The sequence below is a fragment of the Aquitalea pelogenes genome, from assembly GCF_041914625.1.
Taxonomy (GTDB): domain Bacteria; phylum Pseudomonadota; class Gammaproteobacteria; order Burkholderiales; family Chromobacteriaceae; genus Aquitalea; species Aquitalea pelogenes.
Genome location: NZ_JAYSDA010000007.1, coordinates 17925 through 36314, shown reverse-complemented (window position 1 = coordinate 36314; position 18390 = coordinate 17925). Strand labels below are relative to the sequence as shown.

Annotated in this window: 18 protein-coding genes; 6 read left to right on the top strand and 12 right to left on the bottom strand. The window is 61.5% G+C overall.

What is annotated here, in order from left to right:
• From ACE3SE_RS07620 to ACE3SE_RS07600, 5 genes are all read left to right on the top strand, one after another.
• Positions 1-1185 (top strand): SEL1-like repeat protein (locus ACE3SE_RS07620; protein WP_374554416.1); only part of this gene is annotated, 1185 nt, incomplete at its 5' end.
• Entirely contained in the window at positions 1182-2405 is a 1224-nt protein-coding gene (locus tag ACE3SE_RS07615) for an SEL1-like repeat protein (protein WP_374554415.1), read from the top strand. The genes ACE3SE_RS07620 and ACE3SE_RS07615, both read left to right, overlap by 4 nt.
• Positions 2395-3546, top strand: a complete 1152-nt coding sequence (locus ACE3SE_RS07610; protein WP_374554414.1) for a hypothetical protein — start codon at positions 2395-2397, stop codon at positions 3544-3546. Before ACE3SE_RS07615 ends, ACE3SE_RS07610 begins: the two co-directional genes overlap by 11 nt.
• Positions 3543-3830, top strand: coding sequence for a PAAR domain-containing protein (locus ACE3SE_RS07605; RefSeq protein WP_131358655.1), 288 nt, complete (start codon positions 3543-3545; stop codon positions 3828-3830). The genes ACE3SE_RS07610 and ACE3SE_RS07605 overlap by 4 nt, the downstream gene beginning before the upstream one ends.
• A gap of 41 nt (positions 3831-3871) precedes the next feature.
• Complete coding sequence (locus tag ACE3SE_RS07600; protein WP_374554413.1) at positions 3872-7090, top strand: ImcF-related family protein; 3219 nt, start codon at positions 3872-3874, stop codon at positions 7088-7090.
• On the opposite strand, the gene ACE3SE_RS07595 is transcribed toward ACE3SE_RS07600, so the two are convergent.
• Complete coding sequence (locus ACE3SE_RS07595; RefSeq protein WP_374554412.1) at positions 7087-7833, bottom strand: SDR family oxidoreductase; 747 nt, start codon at positions 7831-7833, stop codon at positions 7087-7089. The genes ACE3SE_RS07600 and ACE3SE_RS07595 overlap by 4 nt on opposite strands.
• A gap of 1 nt (position 7834) precedes the next feature.
• Entirely contained in the window at positions 7835-8725 is an 891-nt protein-coding gene (locus tag ACE3SE_RS07590) for a prephenate dehydrogenase (protein ID WP_062789803.1), read from the bottom strand.
• Positions 8726-8849: 124 nt separating this feature from the next.
• Here ACE3SE_RS07590 and ACE3SE_RS07585 point away from each other — a divergent pair, with 124 nt between their 5' ends.
• Positions 8850-9143, top strand: a complete 294-nt coding sequence (locus ACE3SE_RS07585; protein ID WP_374554411.1) for a DUF4936 family protein — start codon at positions 8850-8852, stop codon at positions 9141-9143.
• 30 nt (positions 9144-9173) lie between these two features.
• Here ACE3SE_RS07585 and ACE3SE_RS07580 read toward each other — a convergent pair whose 3' ends face one another.
• From ACE3SE_RS07580 to rpmF, 10 genes are all read right to left on the bottom strand, one after another.
• Positions 9174-10052, bottom strand: a complete 879-nt coding sequence (locus tag ACE3SE_RS07580; RefSeq protein ID WP_374554410.1) for an EAL domain-containing protein — start codon at positions 10050-10052, stop codon at positions 9174-9176.
• A 181-nt stretch (positions 10053-10233) separates the two neighbouring features.
• On the bottom strand, positions 10234-11049 hold the full coding sequence (pabC, locus tag ACE3SE_RS07575; protein WP_374554409.1) for an aminodeoxychorismate lyase: 816 nt from the start codon (positions 11047-11049) through the stop codon (positions 10234-10236).
• Entirely contained in the window at positions 11049-12341 is a 1293-nt protein-coding gene (locus ACE3SE_RS07570) for an aminodeoxychorismate synthase component I (RefSeq protein ID WP_374554408.1), read from the bottom strand. The genes pabC and ACE3SE_RS07570 overlap by 1 nt, the downstream gene beginning before the upstream one ends.
• Positions 12342-12469: 128 nt before the next feature.
• On the bottom strand, positions 12470-13711 hold the full coding sequence (fabF, locus tag ACE3SE_RS07565; RefSeq protein WP_045846174.1) for a beta-ketoacyl-ACP synthase II: 1242 nt from the start codon (positions 13709-13711) through the stop codon (positions 12470-12472).
• 165 nt (positions 13712-13876) lie between these two features.
• Entirely contained in the window at positions 13877-14116 is a 240-nt protein-coding gene (gene acpP, locus ACE3SE_RS07560) for an acyl carrier protein (protein WP_019103041.1), read from the bottom strand.
• Positions 14117-14224: 108 nt separating this feature from the next.
• Positions 14225-14962 carry a 3-oxoacyl-ACP reductase FabG gene (fabG, locus tag ACE3SE_RS07555; protein WP_374554407.1) on the bottom strand — a complete coding sequence of 246 codons (738 nt, stop codon included), beginning with the start codon at positions 14960-14962 and terminating at the stop codon, positions 14225-14227.
• Positions 14963-15031: 69 nt separating this feature from the next.
• Positions 15032-15961 (bottom strand): ACP S-malonyltransferase, encoded by a 930-nt coding sequence (gene fabD / locus ACE3SE_RS07550; RefSeq protein ID WP_199104050.1) that lies wholly within the window; start codon positions 15959-15961, stop codon positions 15032-15034.
• Positions 15962-16114: 153 nt separating this feature from the next.
• Positions 16115-17074, bottom strand: coding sequence for a beta-ketoacyl-ACP synthase III (locus ACE3SE_RS07545; RefSeq protein ID WP_374554406.1), 960 nt, complete (start codon positions 17072-17074; stop codon positions 16115-16117).
• Between the two features lie 7 nt (positions 17075-17081).
• On the bottom strand, positions 17082-18119 hold the full coding sequence (plsX, locus tag ACE3SE_RS07540) for a phosphate acyltransferase PlsX (RefSeq protein WP_374554405.1): 1038 nt from the start codon (positions 18117-18119) through the stop codon (positions 17082-17084).
• A 68-nt stretch (positions 18120-18187) separates the two neighbouring features.
• Positions 18188-18367 (bottom strand): 50S ribosomal protein L32, encoded by a 180-nt coding sequence (gene rpmF, locus ACE3SE_RS07535; protein ID WP_045846169.1) that lies wholly within the window; start codon positions 18365-18367, stop codon positions 18188-18190.
• Positions 18368-18390 lie beyond the last annotated feature (23 nt).

Here is an 18390-nt window from a genome sequence, read left to right as displayed (position 1 = left end):
CGCAACAACATCATCCAGCAAGACCCGATGGTCCACCCGGTGATGGAACGGCTATACCGCATTGCCACCGCTTACGGCCATTACCAGGCCAACCTCGATCTGCGCGAGATGATAGGCCGCGGCACCGCCATGAGCGCAGACCCGGTCAAGGAGACGCTGGACCTGACCGAAGACCTGATCCGCCGGGGCATCCCCGGTGGCTATTACGATATGGGCCGCTATCTGGAAGCAGGCTATGGCGTCAGGCAAGACCCGGCGCTGGCCAACCGCTATTACCGCAAGGCTGCCGACCTGGGTAGCCCGGAGGCGCAGTATCTGGTAGGGGACAAACTGACCTGGATGAAAGCCAGCAACCCGGTTCCGTTTGCCATTGGCTGGCAGATGATGAAATGTGCAGGTGAGCAAGGCCATGCCAAGGCCGCCATCGAATATGGCGTACATGCTCAAGGCTCCAAAAACAATGCCGATGCAATACAGGCTTTTATCCAAGCCAGCAAAGCGGGTGATGAAATGGGGCCATACTATTTGGCCGATGCCTTTGGTCAACCCTATACCGGGGATCAAGCCAAGTGGGAGGCCTCGCGCGACCTTGGTTTTAAGCCCGATGCAGAACGTGTACGCCGGTACACCCTCATCAGCGATACCCTGACCGACTACACGTGGGCCAACCCCAAAGTCCTGGAGCTGGACAGCATCGTCCCCCTGCCGCCTGCGCCGCTACCACCGTGGGATGGCAAGATCCAGTGGCTGAAAGACTTTGAGGCCAATATCCCGCCACCACTGCCATCAGAGCAACGCATCCGCGAACTGGCCGCAGCCAAGGCGCTGGACCCGGAAACCGGGCGACCCGACCCCAAGGCGCAAGCCGCGCAAAAAGCCCAGGCCGCGCAACGTGCCGCCCAAGACGCCGCTGCGCCTCCCACCCCGGACGCCCTGCCCATTGGCACCCTGTGTGGCAGCGGTGAAACCTGCCCGCAAACCGGCCACTGGCAAGTGCAGTTTCCAGCGGACAGCATTCAAGGCCAGTATCCGGGCCTGCGCGCCAACCAGGTGGTACGCATCTTCTTGCAGGGTGACATCTTCCCACCGCACCGTGCGCACTACCCCAGGCTGTTGCAGCGCTGGCGCGGCTACGCACAGCGTACTGAAGCGGTGCAGTGGCAACTGGTGGGCTATTTGCGATGAAGCAACCCATCCACCTGACGGGGTCATCCGCACTGTTACTGATGTTGGCGTTGGGAGCCTGCAATGCCGGGGAGCGCAATGTGCCCGCCCTCAACGACGTCAACACCCAACTCGCCTTCAGCTGCGCCTACGAGAAGGACCGCTTGCCCGCGCTCGACCCCGAGGCAGACCAGCTCTACCGCCATGCGCGCTGGCTGCGCCGCAACAACATCATCCAGCAAGACCCGATGGTCCACCCGGTGATGGAACGGCTATACCGCATTGCCACCGCTTACGGCCATTACCAGGCCAACCTCGATCTGCGCGAGATGATAGGCCGCGGCACCGCCATGAGCGCAGACCCGGTCAAGGAGACGCTGGACCTGACCGAAGACCTGATCCGCCGAGTCATCCCCGGTGGCTATTACGATATGGGCCGCTACCTGGAAGCAGGCTATGGCGTCAGGCAAGACCCGGCGCTGGCCAACCGCTACTACCGCAAAGCCGCCGACCTGGGTAGCCCGGAGGCGCAGTATCTGATCGGCGATAAGTTTTACCGCATGACAATTGCTAATCCGGTTACGTTTGCAATTGCGCTGCAAATGCTGAAATGCGCTGGCGAGCAAGGCCATGGCAAGGCGGCAATCACCTATGGTGTTTATGCACAAGGCGAAAACAATGCCGATGCGATACAGGCTTTTATCCAAGCCAGCAAAGCCGGTAATGAAATGGGGCCATACTATTTGGCCTATGCCTTTGGAGAACCTTACAAGGATGGTACCGACTCTTGGAGCCGTCACGATCTTGGGTTTAAACCGGATGCAGAACGTGTACGCCGGTACACTCTCATCAGCGATACCCTGACCGACTACACGTGGGCCAACCCCAAAGTCCCGGAACTGGACCGCATCGTCCCCTTGCCGCCCGCACCGCTGCCACCGTGGGATGGCAAGATCCAGTGGCTGCGTGACTTTGAAGCCAATGTCCCGCCACCGCTGCCGCCAGAACAGCGTATCCGCGAACTGGCCGCAGCCAAGGCGCTGGACCCGGAAACCGGGCGACCCGACCCCAAGGCGCAAGCCGCGCAAAAAGCCCAGGCCGCGCAACGTGCCGCCGCGCCTCCCACCCCGGACGCCCTGCCCATCGGCACCCTGTGTGGCAGCGGCGAAACCTGCCCGCAAAGCGTTCACGTAAATGGCCTTCCCTCCGCACCTTATCGGGAGTTGATTGATGCGCAATGACCAGCGCCCCTTGCAGCAATTCCGCTACCCCGTCCTGCCACGCTGGTGGTGGCTGCTGGGGCTGTTTCTGCTCTGTCTGGCCATCAACCTGGGCTGGGGGCTGCTGTATTACGCCAAGACTGCGGACAAGTCGGTCTCTTCGCTCACTTTCTGGACTCATGCGCTGGGTTATGGCCTGGCCGTGGCGTGTGCGCTGCTGGCCAGCATATTGGCTGGTTTCAGCGTGATGACGCTGCGGGTGTCGCAGCAGAATCGCAAACTTGCCGCACAGCATGACTGGCAACAGCGGCGCATGCAGGAAGGTGCGGCGGTGTTGCATTCCGTGCTGCTTGGACCGGCCTGCCTGACCGAGGCTGATCGCCAGCAACTGGTACAGGATGCGCCCACACAGGCAGCACCGACCGAAGCATTTGGGGAATGGCGTATTCCGGACCTGACCGGAAGCGACAGCGATAACGCCGGTCGCGCGGCACAACTGGCTGGTGCACTGGCCCGCCGTTTGGCCGCCGCTTGGCCGGTTTCCGCTCAGCCGCAAGCCGTGGCATGGCTGGGTAGCCCGGCCAGTTGGCAGGCGTTTCAAGCCGAGCTGCAAAACCAGGGAATCCGCTGCCCGCAGCAGGCCAGGCCCTTGGCCGATATCGCTGCACTGGATGTGTGGATTGACCAGTTGCACGACGAGACTGCGCCATTGACACAGGTGCTGCTGGCAGGCGTGCAGCTGGCAGTCTCCACCCAGCCCGATGCTCCAGCGGCCATGCCATGTGAAGCCGGCTTTGCCTTGCTGTTGCAAGCCAGCGCGCCTGCCAGTGCCATGGTGTATCGGCCCGTTGAAATTGAAGGCAGTGCTGATTTACGCCGCGCCCAACACAATGCCTCCCTGGAGCGCGCGCCAGGATTTATCCGGCTGCAGCCACAGCATGTGGCATGCGCAGCAGAGGCCGAATGGGCGGCTACACCATTGAAATTGCCGGACTACTGGGGCGATGTCGGCCCATTGGCACCCTGGGTTCTGCTACTGAGTGCGCTGGACCGGGCACAGCTCAGCGGTCAGCCCGTGGGCTGGCATTTGCAGCAAGCAGAGCAAACATGGGCGGGCGTGGTATTGCCGCCTACAACACTTGATCAAGGAGAGCAAACATGAGTCGCTATGCCATTCGTCAGCACGACAGCCTGACAGGAGGAGGAGAGGTGCTGGATGTGATTCCGGACGGCCCGGTTGTTGAAGGCATCGGCTTGAGCTTTGTCGGGGGCAAGGCCAAATGCTTCCGGTGCGGACAGGTGGGAACCATTGTGGCAGACGGCCCGCGTGGTTCGGTGGGCGGCCTTAATGGCTACACCGTTGCGCTGAACAATGACCTGGTGATGTGCCACTGTCCGGTTCCACCACGCTTGCTGCATTCCAGTACTGCCTGGCAGGTGGATTAAGCGCGTTACACATCGTCATTGCTACGCAAGGAATCACTGGAATGTCAGAGCAACACCAAACAGTTCCCTCCCCCGGCTATGGCTGGCTCGCCGCCGCACTTGCCCTGCTGCTGCTGGGCATTGCGCTGATGTCGAGCCTGTATCTGGCGGGTTTTTATGCACAAGGCAGTGATCGGCTATGGGCCAGTGTGCTCATACTGGTAGCGGTGTTGCTGGGGCTTGGTCTTGCCTATTGCTGGCATGGCTGGCGACTACGGCAAGCACAGTCAGAGCACCCCGGTCGGCTGGGCGATACGGCTCAGCCGCAAGAGGACAGTCTATCGATACGCCAGCAACTAGGCACGCTAACAAGCAGCCGTCGGCGCAAGGCCTGGGTTGCCGTCATCGATTATCTAGCAGACCTCCCGACAGCCGCGGATCGCCCCGCCAAGCGCTGGCAGGAAAGCGACACGGCCTTGTTCATTCCTGTACCGGATAGTGTCCCAGCACCAGAGCTGCGTACCCTGCGTGGCCACTGGCGTCCACCGCTGGACGGCGTGATGCTGGTGGCACCCACGCTACCGGACGTGGGCAGCCCGGCGCTGCAACAGTTGCTGGATTTCAACCAGCGCTGTGGCTGGCGGCTGCCGCTGTGCCTGGCACTGAGCGGCTGGGCCGTGCCTGCCGGTGGGGTGGTCTGTCAGATACGGGATGCCAGCAACATGGAAACCACCACCCGCGACTTGCAGCAGCTGGCCTGGACGCTGGCCGTAGAGGGGCAGGCGGATGTGTTAAAGCAGTCGTCGGACAACAAGCGTCTGGCGCTGTCGGCAGCGCTGGACCAGCCCGACGTCATCAAACACTTGGCACAGCAGCTACGCGCCATCAGCCAGCAGTTACCGCCGGGGCAGCCGCTGGTGCAGCTAGGCTGGGTGGCAGACGACGCAGCGCTACTCCCCGCCACCACACGACCCTGGCAGCAGTTTTCGCCACGCAGACACCGCCTGTCGCACAGCGACAAGGCAGGCTGGGCGGTCACCGCCATGGTCGGCTTGCTGCTATTGGGAGTGGCGCTGTCGTTTCAGCACAATTTCCAGATGATCCAGCAGGCAAAACAACAACAGCAGGCGCTGCAACAGGCCACATCGCTGACCGTGGCCCTGCCTAAGCTAGGGGCGGTGCAACAGCAGATCAGTCAATTGCAGCAGGCACAGCGTCAGGGCTTGCCGTGGTGGTGGCGTTTGGGCCTGAACCAGCTGCCTGCAGTACAGCAGGCCTTGCTGGATGGCTATGGCAAGGCTGCACAGCGCTGGCTGGTGGAGCCGGCACGGCAGAATCTGCGTCAGGTGTTACTGGCCTTGAATGAGCTGCCCTTGACCAGCAGCGACAACGCCTTGCTGCAGCAGGCACAACGGCAAGGCTATGACAGCCTGAAGGCCTACCTGATGCTGGACCAGCCGGCACGGGCGCAGCCTGCCTTCCTGAGCGCGCAACTCTTGCAGGCGGATGGGCTGGCACAAGGCAGGCGGGCCGATGTGCTGCGCTTTTACAGCCAGCACCTGCCAGGCCAGGCAGGCTGGCGGCAGGCTGCCGACCCTGCCGTGGTGGCTGCGGCGCGCCAGACACTGTTATCGCTTAATGGCATCGAGCATGACGATGCCACGCTGTACCAAACCATCCTGAAACAGGCAGCAGCCAAGTACCCGCCACGCAGTGCCGCCAGCCTGCTGCCGGGGGTGGATAGCCGCGGGCTGTTTGCCCTGCCCGGCACCGTAGCGGGCATTTATACCCGCGAAGCCTGGGAAGGATATTTGAAGGAGGCGTTTGAGCAGGCCGACCCCAAACAGGGTAGCGAGGCGGGCTGGGTATTAGGCGTTGCCAGCAGCAAGAGCGAGGGGCCGGTGCTGGCGCAACGGCTGCGCCAGCGCTACTTTGCCGATTATGCTGCCGCCTGGCAGGCCTTTCTTAACCGGCTGCACTTGCAGAACACCACATCGCTGGCCGCCGCCAGCGAACAGTTGAATGCCTATGCCGACCCGCAACGCTCGCCGCTGCAAGCCTTGATGGCGATGTTGCAATATCAGGGCCGCGCCGGGGCGGCAGAGAAGTCACTGGCCAGCAATCTGCTGGATAAAACCCGCCAGCTGGTGGGCAAGAATGCAGCAAACGAGCCGCAGGCTGCAACCGACCCGCTGAGCGCCGCCTTTGGCCCCTTGCTGGCACTCAGCGTTCCGCCAGATGGCAATAACACGGGCAATAGCGCACCGGCCAGCAGCGTCAGCCTGACCCGCTATCTGGAAACCCTCACCGCAGTACGGCTGAAACTGCAACAACTGGCCGCCAGCCCCAATCCGGATGCGGCAGCCCGCCAACTGGCCCAGGCGCTGTTTCAAGGACGGCAGAATGAAATCAGCGACGGGCAGAAATACGCCGCGCTGCTGGCCGCCAGCCTGGGCCAGGAATGGGCGGGGTTTGCTCAACAAGCCTTTGTCAGCCCGCTGGATGAGGCCGGTGCCGTGGTGCTGTTGCCTGCGGCGGCGGACATCAATGCGCTGTGGCGGCGCAGCATCGTACTGCCCTGGGGCAGCGAGATGAGCGGACGTTATCCCTTCAACAGTACCGACAACGATGCCGCCATTCCGGCCCTTGGCCGCTATCTGGCCCCGCAACAGGGCGAAATAGCCCGCTTCTTGCAGCAAACCCTGGGCGGTGCGCTGGTGCAGGAAGGTGACCAATGGCTGCCCAGCCCCAATCTGGCCAATGCTGCACCGTTTGATGCTGCCTTCCTCAATGCCGTCAACAGCCTCAGTCGGCTGGCCAGCCGCTGGTTTACCGAAGGGGACGCTGCTTACAGCTTTGAACTGCAGCCGGTGGCGATGCCCGGCCTGGTCCGCACCGAATTGACGGTGGATGGGCAAACCGTGAGTTATTTCAACCAGCAAGCCAGCTGGAGCGCATTGCGCTGGCCGGGCCATGCCCAGCAGCCGGGCAGTCAACTGGTGTGGGAATCGCTGAAGACCGGTAGCCGACAAACGCTGGCATTCAACGGGCGCTGGGCGTTTATCCGTCTGCTGGAGCAGGCCAAGGTGGAGCAACTGGACAAGGCACGTTATCAGCTGGACTTTGCCCTGCCCGATGGGCTGACAGCGCGCTATATCCTGCGCACCAGCGCGGCAGATGGCCCGCTGGCCTTGCTCAGGCTGCGCCAGTTCAGCTTGCCGGAACGGGTGTTTGTGTTACCGGGCTCCCAGGCTCAGTCAACGGCCAAGGCCGCGGACTAACGCCCGCCGGAGACATCCAGGATGCTGCCGGTGCAAAAACTGGCAGCATCGGACAGCAGCCACACAATGGCGGCGGCTACTTCCTCGGGCAATCCACCACGCTGCATGGGCACCCCCGGTGCCAGTCTGGCCACCCGGCCGGGCTCACCGCTGATGGCATGGATGCCGGTTGCTATCAGTCCGGGGCGGACCGCGTTGACGCGAATGCCCTCGGTGGCCACTTCGCGGGCCAAGCCAAGGGTAAGGGTGTCGATGGCTCCCTTGCAGGCGGCGTAATCGACATATTCGCCAGCGCTCCCCAGCCGGGAGGCGGCGGAGGAAACATTGACGATGACCCCGCCCTGCCCGCCAGTGGCGGTGGACATGCGGCGTACAGCCTCGCGACAGCACAGCATGGGGCCAGCCACATTCAGTTGCAGCATGTGCTGGATGCGTGCGGCGCTGAAGTCCTGCAAGCGGCCCATGGGCGCGGTACTGCCGGCATTGTTGACCAGTCCGTGTACCGCACCAAAATGCTGAACCACAGCGTCAAACAGCCGGATGATGTCCGCTTCCTCAGCCACATCGGCCTGAAAAGCCTGTGCCACACCTCCGGCCGCCTGAATGCTGGCCACCACCTGTGCAGCGCCAGCGGTATCCTGCCGGTAGTTCACCGCCACCTGCCACCCGGCGGCAGCGGCCTGCAAGGCCGTGGCCGCGCCAATGCCGCGGGAGGCACCGGTAATCAGCAGGGTGCGCGCCATGTCAGCTTTGTCCTTCGCGCAGGAAGCGCTGATACCAGCCCACACGCGCGGCACGGGCGGTTTCAAATGTCTGCGCCAGGGCGTCGGCGTCGGCCGCTTCTACCTGGGCAGTCAGGTCGGCCAGCGCCTGGCGGTAGCGTTCCAGTTCGTCCAGCAAGGCGCTGCGATTGGCCATGGTGATGTCTTTCCACATTTCCGGATGGCTGCCGGCAATGCGGGTGAAATCGCGAAAACCGGTGGCGGCAAAATCAAAACAGCGCCGCGCATCTTGCTTGCCTGCCACCATGCCGACATAGGCAAAGGCCAGCAGGTGTGGCAGATGGCTGACGGTGGCAAACACACTGTCGTGCTCTTCCGGCCGCATGCGGTGAATGACGGCACCACAGGCCTGCCACAGTTCGGCCACCGTATCGCAGGCTGCCATGGTGGTTTGCGGCAAGGGGGTGAGCACCACCTTGCGCTTTTCATACAGGCCGTACTGGGCTGCGGCAGCGCCAGACAAATCAGACCCGGCAATGGGGTGGGCCGGTACACAGTTAGCCAGCTGCGCCGGCAGGTATTGGGCAAACAGCTGGGCCACGTCGCCCTTGGTACTACCGGCGTCAGTCACGATGGCATGCGGCTGCAAATGGGGGGCCATGGCTTGCATCATGCGGCCCATCTGCCCCACCGGGCAGGCCAGCAATACCATATCGGCCCGGCTGGCCACGGCGGCCAGGTCCTGGCTGATTTCATCCACCACGCCCAGTTCCAGCGCACGGGTGAGGTTTTCCAGTGTGCGACCAACGCCGATGACGTGTTGCACCTTGCCTGCGCGTTTGAGCGACAAGGCAAACGAGCCACCAATCAAACCGACGCCAACCACCACCAAGGTGGTAATACCCTGCTGCACACCACTCCCCTTTCCTGCACTGTCACCTGGTTTGCCAGATGCCCACTAGCGTGGGCGAAGTGGTCTATGATAAGCGATTTTGCGCGACTGCAAAGCCTGCATGCCTCAGGAAGGAAAGCCCAGCATGACCAGCGAGCTGTATGTGTATTACAAGATTGCCGCCACCGACGGGCCGGCTTGGCTGCCCCTGCTGCGGCAGATGCAGGCCGCACTGGCGCAGCAGGGCGTGGAAGTCAGCCTGATGCGACGGCAGGATGACAACGCACAGCAGGCACAGCAAACCTGGATGGAAGTGTATCGCGGCATTGCGGATGAGCAGGCCTTCTTGCTGCAATTGCAGCAGGCGCTGCACGATCACGGGCTGGAGAGCCTGGGGAGCGCACGTCACATGGAGTGGTTTGTCCCGCTGGAAGGGTAAGCGTGCGGCATGACGCCGCCAGCTGGAGGTTCAGGCCGGCAGACCGAGCAACTCTGCCGGGCGCGCCAGATGGAAGCCCTGCACGAAATCACAGCCGGCAGCGCGGGCGATATCCAGCTGCATCGCGCTTTCTATCCCCTCACCTACCACCTGCGCACCGTGCAGGTGCAGGATGTCTACCAGTTTGGCCAGCTTGTCGCGCACGCTGGGGCGCATCAGCGCATGGCGCATCAGCACCTTGTCCAGCTTGACGTAATCCGGCTCCAGCAACCAGACGCGCTCCAGATTGGATGCACCCTGGCCAAAGTCGTCCAGCGCAATACGGAAACCCAGGCTGCGATAGCGCTGCACGGCTTCCAGCAGGCGCAGCGGATCGCTGACGGCGTCTTCCACCACTTCCAGACAGATGCGGCTGGCCGGGATATTCAGCTGTTGCAGCACTTCGGCAAAAAACTGGCCGTGCGCCTCGCTGACATTCACCAGATGCTGGCCATTCACATTGAGCGACAGGATCAGCTCCGGCCCCGGGTGTTGCAGCAGGAAATTGAGCAGGTGCAGACAGCGCAGCTGACGGTCGAGAAACACCGAGCGGCGCGGTGAGGTTTCGGCAGCAAACAATACGGTGGGAATCAGCTGGCCACCAAAGCTGTCGGTCACCCGCGCCAGTGCCTCCACTGACCACAGGCGCGTAGCGCCATCGGCCTCCAGCGCATACACCGGCTGGAATACCGAGCGGAAGCGCCATTCTTCGTGGCGGCCACGCACCCGTCCGGCTTGCAGGCTGAGGGGGAATTGTTCGAACTGGTGTGCGTTCAGCAGCTGGTTGATGAAAGCCAGGTCGTGTTCGATGGGTGCCAGTGCGGCGGGCTGTTGACAGGCAAGCTGTTCCAGCAGGCTGGCTGCCACCATGCTGATTCTCCTTGGCGCATCGCGGATGCAGGCCGGAACACGGAAGGGAAACCGCTCCCTTCATCGTGGCTGCCACTATAGCGAGCACTATTTAGCGCCAGAAATAATTTAATCAGCAAACCTTATGCAAATTTTATCTAAGCGAATACAGCAGGCGGAGATGGGGACTTGGCGACAGTAATCAGTTCTCAGCTGCCAGCAAGGCCTGCAGCTGTGCACAGCAGGGATGAGCGTGCGACAGGCTCTGGCCGTCGATACTGGCCACCGGCCACAGGCCGATCAGACTATTGGACAGGAATACCGCATCGGCAGCCTGCAATTGCGCGGGCAGGATTTCAGCCTCGACCAAGGGGTAACCCAGTTGCGGGGCATGGGCAAACAGCCAGTCGCGCAGCATGCCTTGCACACCGCTCTGATCCAGTTTCGGGGTGATGATTTGCTGCCCGGTCACCAGATAAACATTGCTCATGGTGGCTTCCACCAGCAGGCCGCGCGTGTCCAGCATCAGGCCTTCGTGAATGTCCGGGTCAGACCATTCCGAGCGGGCCAGCACGTTTTCCAACCGGTTCAGGTGCTTGATACCGGCAAGTAGTGGCTGACAGGCCAGCCGGGTGTCACACCAGCGTACATGCACCCCGTCACGGGCACGCTCGGGCGGATAGCCGGCCCAGGCGGTGACGGACACCATGCGGGTAGGCTGAACATCGGCAGGCATGGCATAGCCACGCGCACCCACACCACGGGTGAGCACAATCTTGGCCACCCCTTGCTCCAGGCCGCCTGCCAGTTGGCCGATCTCATCCAGTAGCAGGGCTGCATCTGGCACCGGCAGCTTCAAACGGCGGGCATCCGCCACCAGCCGCCGGTATTGCCAGGCCCACAAACGGGGCTGGCCAGCACGGATTTCGATGGTGCGATAGATGCCGTCGCCATAGGCCAGGCCACGATCCAGTGCGGAAACCTGCTCGCCCGGCTGGCCGTTGATCAGCATGGCCATCAGGCTTGCTCCACCCCTAGCGCACGCAGCAGGCCGCGTGCCTTGTGGCGGGTTTCCTGCAATTCGCGTTCCGGGTCCGAATCCGCCACGATGCCGCCACCGGCACGGAAGCGCAGCTGCTGCCCTTCCTGCATGAAAGTGCGGATCAGGATATTCAGGTCCATGCTGCCATCACGGTTGAGATAGCCCAGGCTGCCGGTATAGGCACGACGTGCGCTGTTTTCCAGCTCGCGGATGATCTGCATGGTGCGCACCTTGGGGCAGCCGGTGATGGTACCGCCGGGGAACAGTGCGCGGATGGTGTCGGCGGGGGTGATTTCCTCACGCAAACGCCCACGGATATTGGATTCGATATGGTGGACGTAGGCATAGCTTTCCACCGCCATCAGTTCGTTTACTTCCACTGTGCCGGGCTGGCTGATACGCCCCAGGTCGTTGCGTTCCAGGTCGATCAGCATCACGTGCTCGGCGCGCTCCTTGATGCTGGAAATCAGCCGCTGCTTGAGGGCGGCATCTTCGGTCGGGTCCAGCGAGCGCGGATGGGTGCCGGCGATCGGGCGGGTGTCGGCCCAGCCATCGCGCACCCGCACCAGGCGCTCGGGCGAGGAGCTGACAATCTGCGCCTGACCAAAATCCGCCAGCGCAGAAAACGGCGCGGGATTGGCACGGCGCAGCGCGGCAAACAGGTCCGGCGCGGCAACGTCGGCCCCCAGTTCGGCGCGCCAGCCGCGCGAGATGTTCACCTGGAACACATCCCCTTCATAGATGTATTGCTTCAGCCGCAGCACGGCATCGGTATACCACTGCGGCGGGTCTTCCTGCAGCGATAGCAAGCTGACCGGATGCGGGTTGAATGGCCCAATGCCGTGTACCAGCTGTTGCAGGCGCTGTAGCTGGCTGGCGGTTTCGGCCACCAGCCAGGCGCTTTGCTCGCGCCGGTTGATCAACAATGCAGCCGGAACCCGCGCCATGGCCGCCAGCGGAAAGCTGTCCGGCAGTGCCTCGTCCACCTTGGCTTCAAACTGCGACAGCAAGTCATAGCCCAGGTAGAGGAAATAGCCGCCAACAAAGGGCAGGCCGTGCGGGTTATCCACCCCCTGCGGCTGGAAACCGCGCAAGGCCTCGACAAAAGCCTCCCCTTCCCCGCCGTGATACAGGGTGGTGCTTTCTGCGGCAAACAGCATGTCCCAGCCCTGATCGCCGGAGGACATCAGCAGGAAGGGAAATTCCGCACGATGGGCGGCATGCAGGGCCAGCAGGTCGGGAAGGAAGTCGAGTCGTTCGGTAAACATGCCTGTTCCACACAGCGGCATGGGGCGCGCCGCAAAAAAAGAAAACCGCCGCGAGTGTATCGCAGCGGTTCGGGCTGTCAATGCGTTTTCGCGTTGCGGCGCAGCAGCACCGCAACACGCGTCGGCCATTACATGCGCTTGAACACCAGGGTACCGTTGGTACCACCAAAACCAAACGAGTTGGAAATGGCGATGTCGATCTTCATGTCACGGGCGGTATTGGCCACGTAGTCCAGATCGCAACCGGCTTCCACATCCTGCTCGTGCAGGTTGATGGTGGGCGGTGATACCTGGTTGTACAGCGCCAGGATGGAGTAGATGGCTTCCACGCCGCCAGCACCGCCCAGCAAGTGGCCGGTCATCGACTTGGTGGAGTTCACCACCAGCTTCTTGGCGTGATCGCCAAAGGCAATCTTCAGCGCGCTGGTTTCGTTGGCATCACCCAGCGGGGTGGAAGTGCCGTGCGCATTCACATACTGCACCTGATCCGGGTTGATCCGGGCATCGCGCAGTGCGTTCTGCACGCCGCGGGCCGGGCCATCCGCATTCGGAGCGGTAATGTGGTGGGCATCGGAACTCATGCCAAAACCGATCAGCTCGGCATAGATACGCGCGCCGCGCTTGACCGCGTGCTCGTATTCTTCCAGCACCAGCACACCGGCGCCTTCGCCCATCACAAAGCCGTCACGGCCCTTGTCCCACGGACGGGACGCGGTTTCCGGATCGTCATTGCGGGTGGACAGCGCCTTCATGGCGGCAAAACCGCCCATGCCCAGCTTGGAAATGGCACCTTCGGCACCACCGGCCACCATCACGTCGGCATCGCCATACTGAATCATCCGGGCTGCATCGCCGATGCAATGCGCACCGGTGGTGCAGGCAGACACGATGCCATACGACGGGCCCTGGTAGCCCTTCAGGATGGACACGTGGCCGGCGATCAGGTTGATCAGCGAACCGGGGATGAAGAAAGGACCGATCTTGCGGATGCCGTTTTCCTGTACGGCCACGCCGGTTTCCTCGATCAGCGGCAGACCGCCGATACCGGAACCGATGTTGACGCCAACGCGGGTCTTGTCCAGATCAGCCACATCGTCCAGGCCGGCATCAGCCACGGCCTGCAGCGCTGCTGCAATGCCGTAGTGGATGAACAGGTCGGAACGACGCGCTTCCTTGGGGGAAATATACGCGCTGATGTCGAAGTCCTTGACCTCGCCGGCGATCTGGCAATTCAGGTCGCTGGCATCAAAACGGGTCACTTTGCCAATGCCGCTCTTGCCGGCCAACAGATTGGCCCAGCCAGTGGCAACATCATTGCCGACCGGGGAAATATGTCCCAGACCGGTTACTACAACTCTGCGTTTGGACACGAAGAATCTCCGTGAGTAGAGGGGAGGCAGTCTCCCGATGATCCCACAACTTCCGTGTGAAGTTGATGACAGTCAAACGGACGTTTGGAACCCTCTATAACAAAAGAACCTCTGCAGGCGAGCCAAGGCCACACCGCGCAGAGGTCCTGTACAGGCCTGAAAGTATTACTTGTTCAGGTGGGCGGTAACGTAATCAACGGCTTGCTGAACAGTGGTGATCTTTTCAGCTTCTTCGTCCGGGATTTCGCACTCGAACTCTTCTTCCAGAGCCATTACCAGCTCAACGGTGTCGAGGGAGTCAGCGCCCAGATCATCAACGAAGGACGATTCGATCTTGACTTCAGCTTCGTTCACGCCCAGTTGTTCGGCAACGATCTTTTTAACGCGCGCTTCGATGTTTTCCATTTGTCTAAACCCTTGACCTTTCTGATTCGGGATCACAAAACCCGTGTATTCTACAAAAAAAAATTAGAGCAGCCCACCTAAATCTTGTCTTTTGTTCGACAGGACCGGTTAAGGCATGAACATGCCGCCATTGACATGCAGTGTTTGGCCGGTGATATAGGCCGCACGGTCCGATGCCAGGAAGGCGGTTGCATCAGCAATATCCTTGGCATCGCCCAGGCGGCCCAGGGAAATCTGGCCCACCAGCGCGGTGCGCTGTTCTTCCGGCAGTGCACGGGTCATGTCGGTATCGATAAAACCCGGTGCCACACAGTTTACCGTGATATTGCGACTGCCAACCTCACGTGCCATGGACTTGGTGAAGCCCATGATACCGGCTTTGGCCGCTGCGTAGTTGGTCTGACCGGGGTTGCCGGTTGCACCGACCACCGAAGCAATGTTGATGATACGGCCCCAGCGGGCCTTCATCATGCCGCGCAGTACCGCCTTGGATGCCTTGAACACCGACTTCAGGTTGGTATCCATGATGGCATCCCAGTCGTCGTCCTTCATGCGCATCAGCAGGCCGTCGCGGGTAATGCCGGCATTGTTGACCAGGATGGCCACCGCGCCGAATTCCTTGTCGATGGCGTCAACCAGCGCTTCAATGGCACCGTCTTCCGTCACGTTGAGCACGCGACCGGTACCGCCGTTGGCAGCCAGACGCTCATGGATGGCAGCAGCACCGGACTCGGAAGTCGCGGTACCAATGACAATGGCGCCCTCGGCTTGCAGCGCATCGGCAATGGCTGCGCCAATGCCACGCGAAGCGCCGGTAACCAGGGCTACTTTGCCTTGCAGACTCATTGAGGATGTCTCCTTGTTGTGTACTTCACCAGCCATCAGCCGCATGCAACACGGGCTGGTGGCTGAATATCATTGCAGTTCGGCCTTGGCCGCTTGCAGCGCGGCAGCATCGGTCAGTGCCAGGCACTTGACGTTGCCGTCGATACGCTTGGCCAGACCAGCCAGCACCTTGCCAGGGCCGCACTCGGCCATGCTGACGATGCCGTCGGCTGCCAGCTTCTGGATGGTTTCGGTCCAGCGCACCGGGCTGTACAGCTGGCGCACCAGCGCATCGCGGATATCGGCCGCATCGCTGTAGCTGGCCACGTCGGCATTGTGCAGCACCGGAATGGCCGGGGTATTGATGTGTACTTGCAGCAGGGCCTCGGCCAGCTGCATGCCGGCCGGCTTCATCAGCGCACAGTGCGAAGGCACCGATACCGGCAGCGGCAGCGCACGCTTGGCACCGCGGGCCTTGCAGGCTTCCATGGCGCGCTCGACAGCGGCCTTGCTACCGGCAATCACCACCTGACCGGGGGAGTTGAAATTGACGGCTTCCACCACTTCGCCATTGGCCGCTTCGGCACAGGCAGCGCGCACGTCATCGTCCGACAGGTTCAGGATGGCCGCCATGGCACCCTGACCGGCCGGTACGGCGTTCTGCATGGCTTCGGCACGCAGGCGTACCAGTTTTACCGCTTCGGCAAACGGCAGCGCACCGGCGGCAACCAGGGCGGTGTATTCACCCAGGCTGTGACCGGCCACAACAGAAGGTTGCAGACCGCTGACATCCTGCCAGGCAAGGTAAGTCGCCACACCGGCAGCCAGCATGATGGGCTGGGTGTTGACGGTGGCATTGATGGCCTCGGCACTGTCAGCCTGCAGCATGGCCCACAGGTCCACGCCCAGCGCGGTGGAGGCTTCTTCGAAGGTGTGTTTCACCACCGGCAGGTCGGCAAAGCCGTCCATCATTTTCAGGCTTTGCGAGCCCTGACCGGGAAAGAGAAAGGCAAACGCCATAGACAGTCTCCGCAATTTCGACGGAATAATAATCGACGGAAGGATGAGGCAATCAGACCTTGCTGCCAAGCAGTCAGATCAAACGCCCATGAAAATGGGCGTTATCTCAGGCAGGGCACGGCATGAAACCAGCGATGCTTCCGTCGCGAAGAATCAGTACTTCAGCAGCACGGCACCCCAGGCGAAACCACCGCCAATGCCTTCCAGCAGGATGGTCTGACCGCGCTGGATGCGGCCATCACGCACTGCATGGTCCAGCGCCAGCGGAATGGAGGCAGCCGAGGTATTGCCCTGTTGCGGCAATGTCACGATCACCCGCTCCATCGACATGCCCAGATGCTTGGCCGTGGATTCGATAATGCGCAAATTGGCCTGATGCGGCACCAGCCAGTCGACTTGCGTCTTGTCGACACCGGCTTCGGCCAGCGTGGTGCAGGCGATGTCGGACAGTGCCTTGACGGCAAACTTGAACACCGCCGGGCCGTCCATGTGCAAGAAGGGGATGCCCTGGATCTTGCCGCCGGAAATCTGTGCCGGGGTATTCAGGATGTCCTTGTAGCGGCCATCGGAGGCAAGCTTGGCATGCAGGATGCCCGGTTCTTCCGAGGCACCCAGTACCACGGCACCGGCACCGTCACCAAACAGCACGCAGGTGCGGCGGTCTTCCCAGTCCATCACGCGCGACATCACTTCGGCGCCGACAACCAGCACCTTGCTGGCCATGCCGCCCTTGATGTAGTTGTGCGCGGTGGTGAGGGCAAACATGAAGCCTGCGCAAACCGCCTGCACATCGAATGCGGCACAGCCATGAATACCCAGCTTTTCCTGCAACAGGCAGGCGGTGCTGGGGAAAATCATGTCAGGCGTGGTGGTGGCGACGATGATCAGATCGATCTCGGTCTTGTCGATGCCAGCGCTCTGGATGGCAGCTTCTGCTGCCTTCAGCGCCAGATCGCTGGTGGTTTCTTCATCGGACACGATGTGGCGGGCATGGATGCCAGTGCGCGAGACAATCCACTCGTCACTGGTTTCCACGCGCTCGGCCAGCATCGCATTCGTGAGCACATTGGATGGCAGATAGCTGCCAGTGCCTAGAATGCGGGAATGGGCCATGTATTAATCAGTTCGCTTCCGGCTCGGCTTGCTTGAGATTGTTTAATTGGTGTGCAACCCGGTCGGTGATATGACCAATCACGTCGGAGCCGGCTTCCTCGCAAGCCTGTTCCAGCGCGAAACGGAATCCAACGGCATCGGTTCCACCGTGACTTTTCACCACGATGCCACGCAGGCCCAGCAAGCTGGCACCGTTGTAACGACGGGGGTCGACACGTTTGCGGAACTGATTGAGCACCGGCATGGCTGCCAGCGCACACAGGCGGGTCCACCAGTTGCGGGTGAATTCCTGCCGCAGGAAAGAAGAAATCATGTGCGCCAGCCCCTCAGCCGACTTGAGCGCCACATTTCCAGTAAAACCGTCGCAGACTACCACATCTACCGTGCCTTTGTAGACGTCGTTGCCTTCGACATTACCGATGAAGTTCAGCTCGGACTGACGCAGGTATTCGCCGGCGCGCTTGACGCTGTCGTTACCCTTGATGTCCTCCGAACCGATATTGAGCAGTCCGACGCGCGGATTGGCATTGCCGGTAATGCTGGAAACCAGCTCCGAACCCATGATGCCGAACTGCATGAGTTGTTCTGGCGTGCAATCGACGTTGGCGCCCAGGTCCAGCATGCAGGTGCTGCCCTTGACGGACGGCATCATCTTGGCGATGGCCGGTCGTTCGATGCCCGGAATGGTTTTGAGGACAAAGCGTGCGGTTGCCATCAGTGCGCCGGTATTGCCGGCAGACACGGCGGCTTGCGCCTCGCCTTCCTTCACCAGATTGATTGCCACCCGCATGGACGAATCTTTCTTGTTCTTCAGGGCGAGCTGCGGCGACTCGTCCATGCCTACCACCTGGGTGGCGTGCTGGATACGGACGCACGAACGCGCAACACCCGGATGACGGGACAATTCAGCCTCGATGGCTGCCTGGTCTCCGACAAGAATCAGATTGGTGTTGGGATGGTCTTGCAGGAATTGGATCGATGCTGGGACGGTGACCTTGAGGCCAACGTCACCGCCCATTGCATCAACCGCGACGGTGATAGTCATCAACGTGTACGGTAGTGAAACCTACCTGTTTTTATACAAACGGTAAGTATTGGGTGAGAAAGGACGAATTATTCGCCTTTGGTGGCAACAACCTTGCGACCACGGTAGAAGCCGTTCGGGCTGATGTGGTGACGCAGGTGGGTTTCACCGGTCGTCGGCTCTTTGGCCAGCGACGGAGCGGTCAGAAAATCGTGGGCACGATGCATGCCGCGCTTGGACGGGGACTTTTTGTTCTGTTGAACAGCCATGTTCGACTCCTAGGAAAATCGCG

What these genes read in the sequence shown, in the direction of transcription:
- ACE3SE_RS07615 (WP_374554415.1), top strand. Translation starts at nt 1,182, where the DNA reads ATGAAGCAACCCATCCACCTGACGGGGTCATCCGCACTGTTACTGATG.
- ACE3SE_RS07610 (WP_374554414.1), top strand. Translation starts at nt 2,395, where the DNA reads ATGCGCAATGACCAGCGCCCCTTGCAGCAATTCCGCTACCCCGTCCTG.
- ACE3SE_RS07605 (WP_131358655.1), top strand. Translation starts at nt 3,543, where the DNA reads ATGAGTCGCTATGCCATTCGTCAGCACGACAGCCTGACAGGAGGAGGA.
- ACE3SE_RS07600 (WP_374554413.1), top strand. Translation starts at nt 3,872, where the DNA reads ATGTCAGAGCAACACCAAACAGTTCCCTCCCCCGGCTATGGCTGGCTC.
- ACE3SE_RS07595 (WP_374554412.1), bottom strand. Translation starts at nt 7,833, where the DNA reads ATGGCGCGCACCCTGCTGATTACCGGTGCCTCCCGCGGCATTGGCGCG.
- ACE3SE_RS07585 (WP_374554411.1), top strand. Translation starts at nt 8,850, where the DNA reads ATGACCAGCGAGCTGTATGTGTATTACAAGATTGCCGCCACCGACGGG.
- ACE3SE_RS07580 (WP_374554410.1), bottom strand. Translation starts at nt 10,052, where the DNA reads ATGGTGGCAGCCAGCCTGCTGGAACAGCTTGCCTGTCAACAGCCCGCC.
- pabC (WP_374554409.1), bottom strand. Translation starts at nt 11,049, where the DNA reads ATGGCCATGCTGATCAACGGCCAGCCGGGCGAGCAGGTTTCCGCACTG.
- ACE3SE_RS07570 (WP_374554408.1), bottom strand. Translation starts at nt 12,341, where the DNA reads ATGTTTACCGAACGACTCGACTTCCTTCCCGACCTGCTGGCCCTGCAT.
- acpP (WP_019103041.1), bottom strand. Translation starts at nt 14,116, where the DNA reads ATGGAAAACATCGAAGCGCGCGTTAAAAAGATCGTTGCCGAACAACTG.
- fabG (WP_374554407.1), bottom strand. Translation starts at nt 14,962, where the DNA reads ATGAGTCTGCAAGGCAAAGTAGCCCTGGTTACCGGCGCTTCGCGTGGC.
- fabD (WP_199104050.1), bottom strand. Translation starts at nt 15,961, where the DNA reads ATGGCGTTTGCCTTTCTCTTTCCCGGTCAGGGCTCGCAAAGCCTGAAA.
- ACE3SE_RS07545 (WP_374554406.1), bottom strand. Translation starts at nt 17,074, where the DNA reads ATGGCCCATTCCCGCATTCTAGGCACTGGCAGCTATCTGCCATCCAAT.
- plsX (WP_374554405.1), bottom strand. Translation starts at nt 18,119, where the DNA reads ATGACTATCACCGTCGCGGTTGATGCAATGGGCGGTGACGTTGGCCTC.
- rpmF (WP_045846169.1), bottom strand. Translation starts at nt 18,367, where the DNA reads ATGGCTGTTCAACAGAACAAAAAGTCCCCGTCCAAGCGCGGCATGCAT.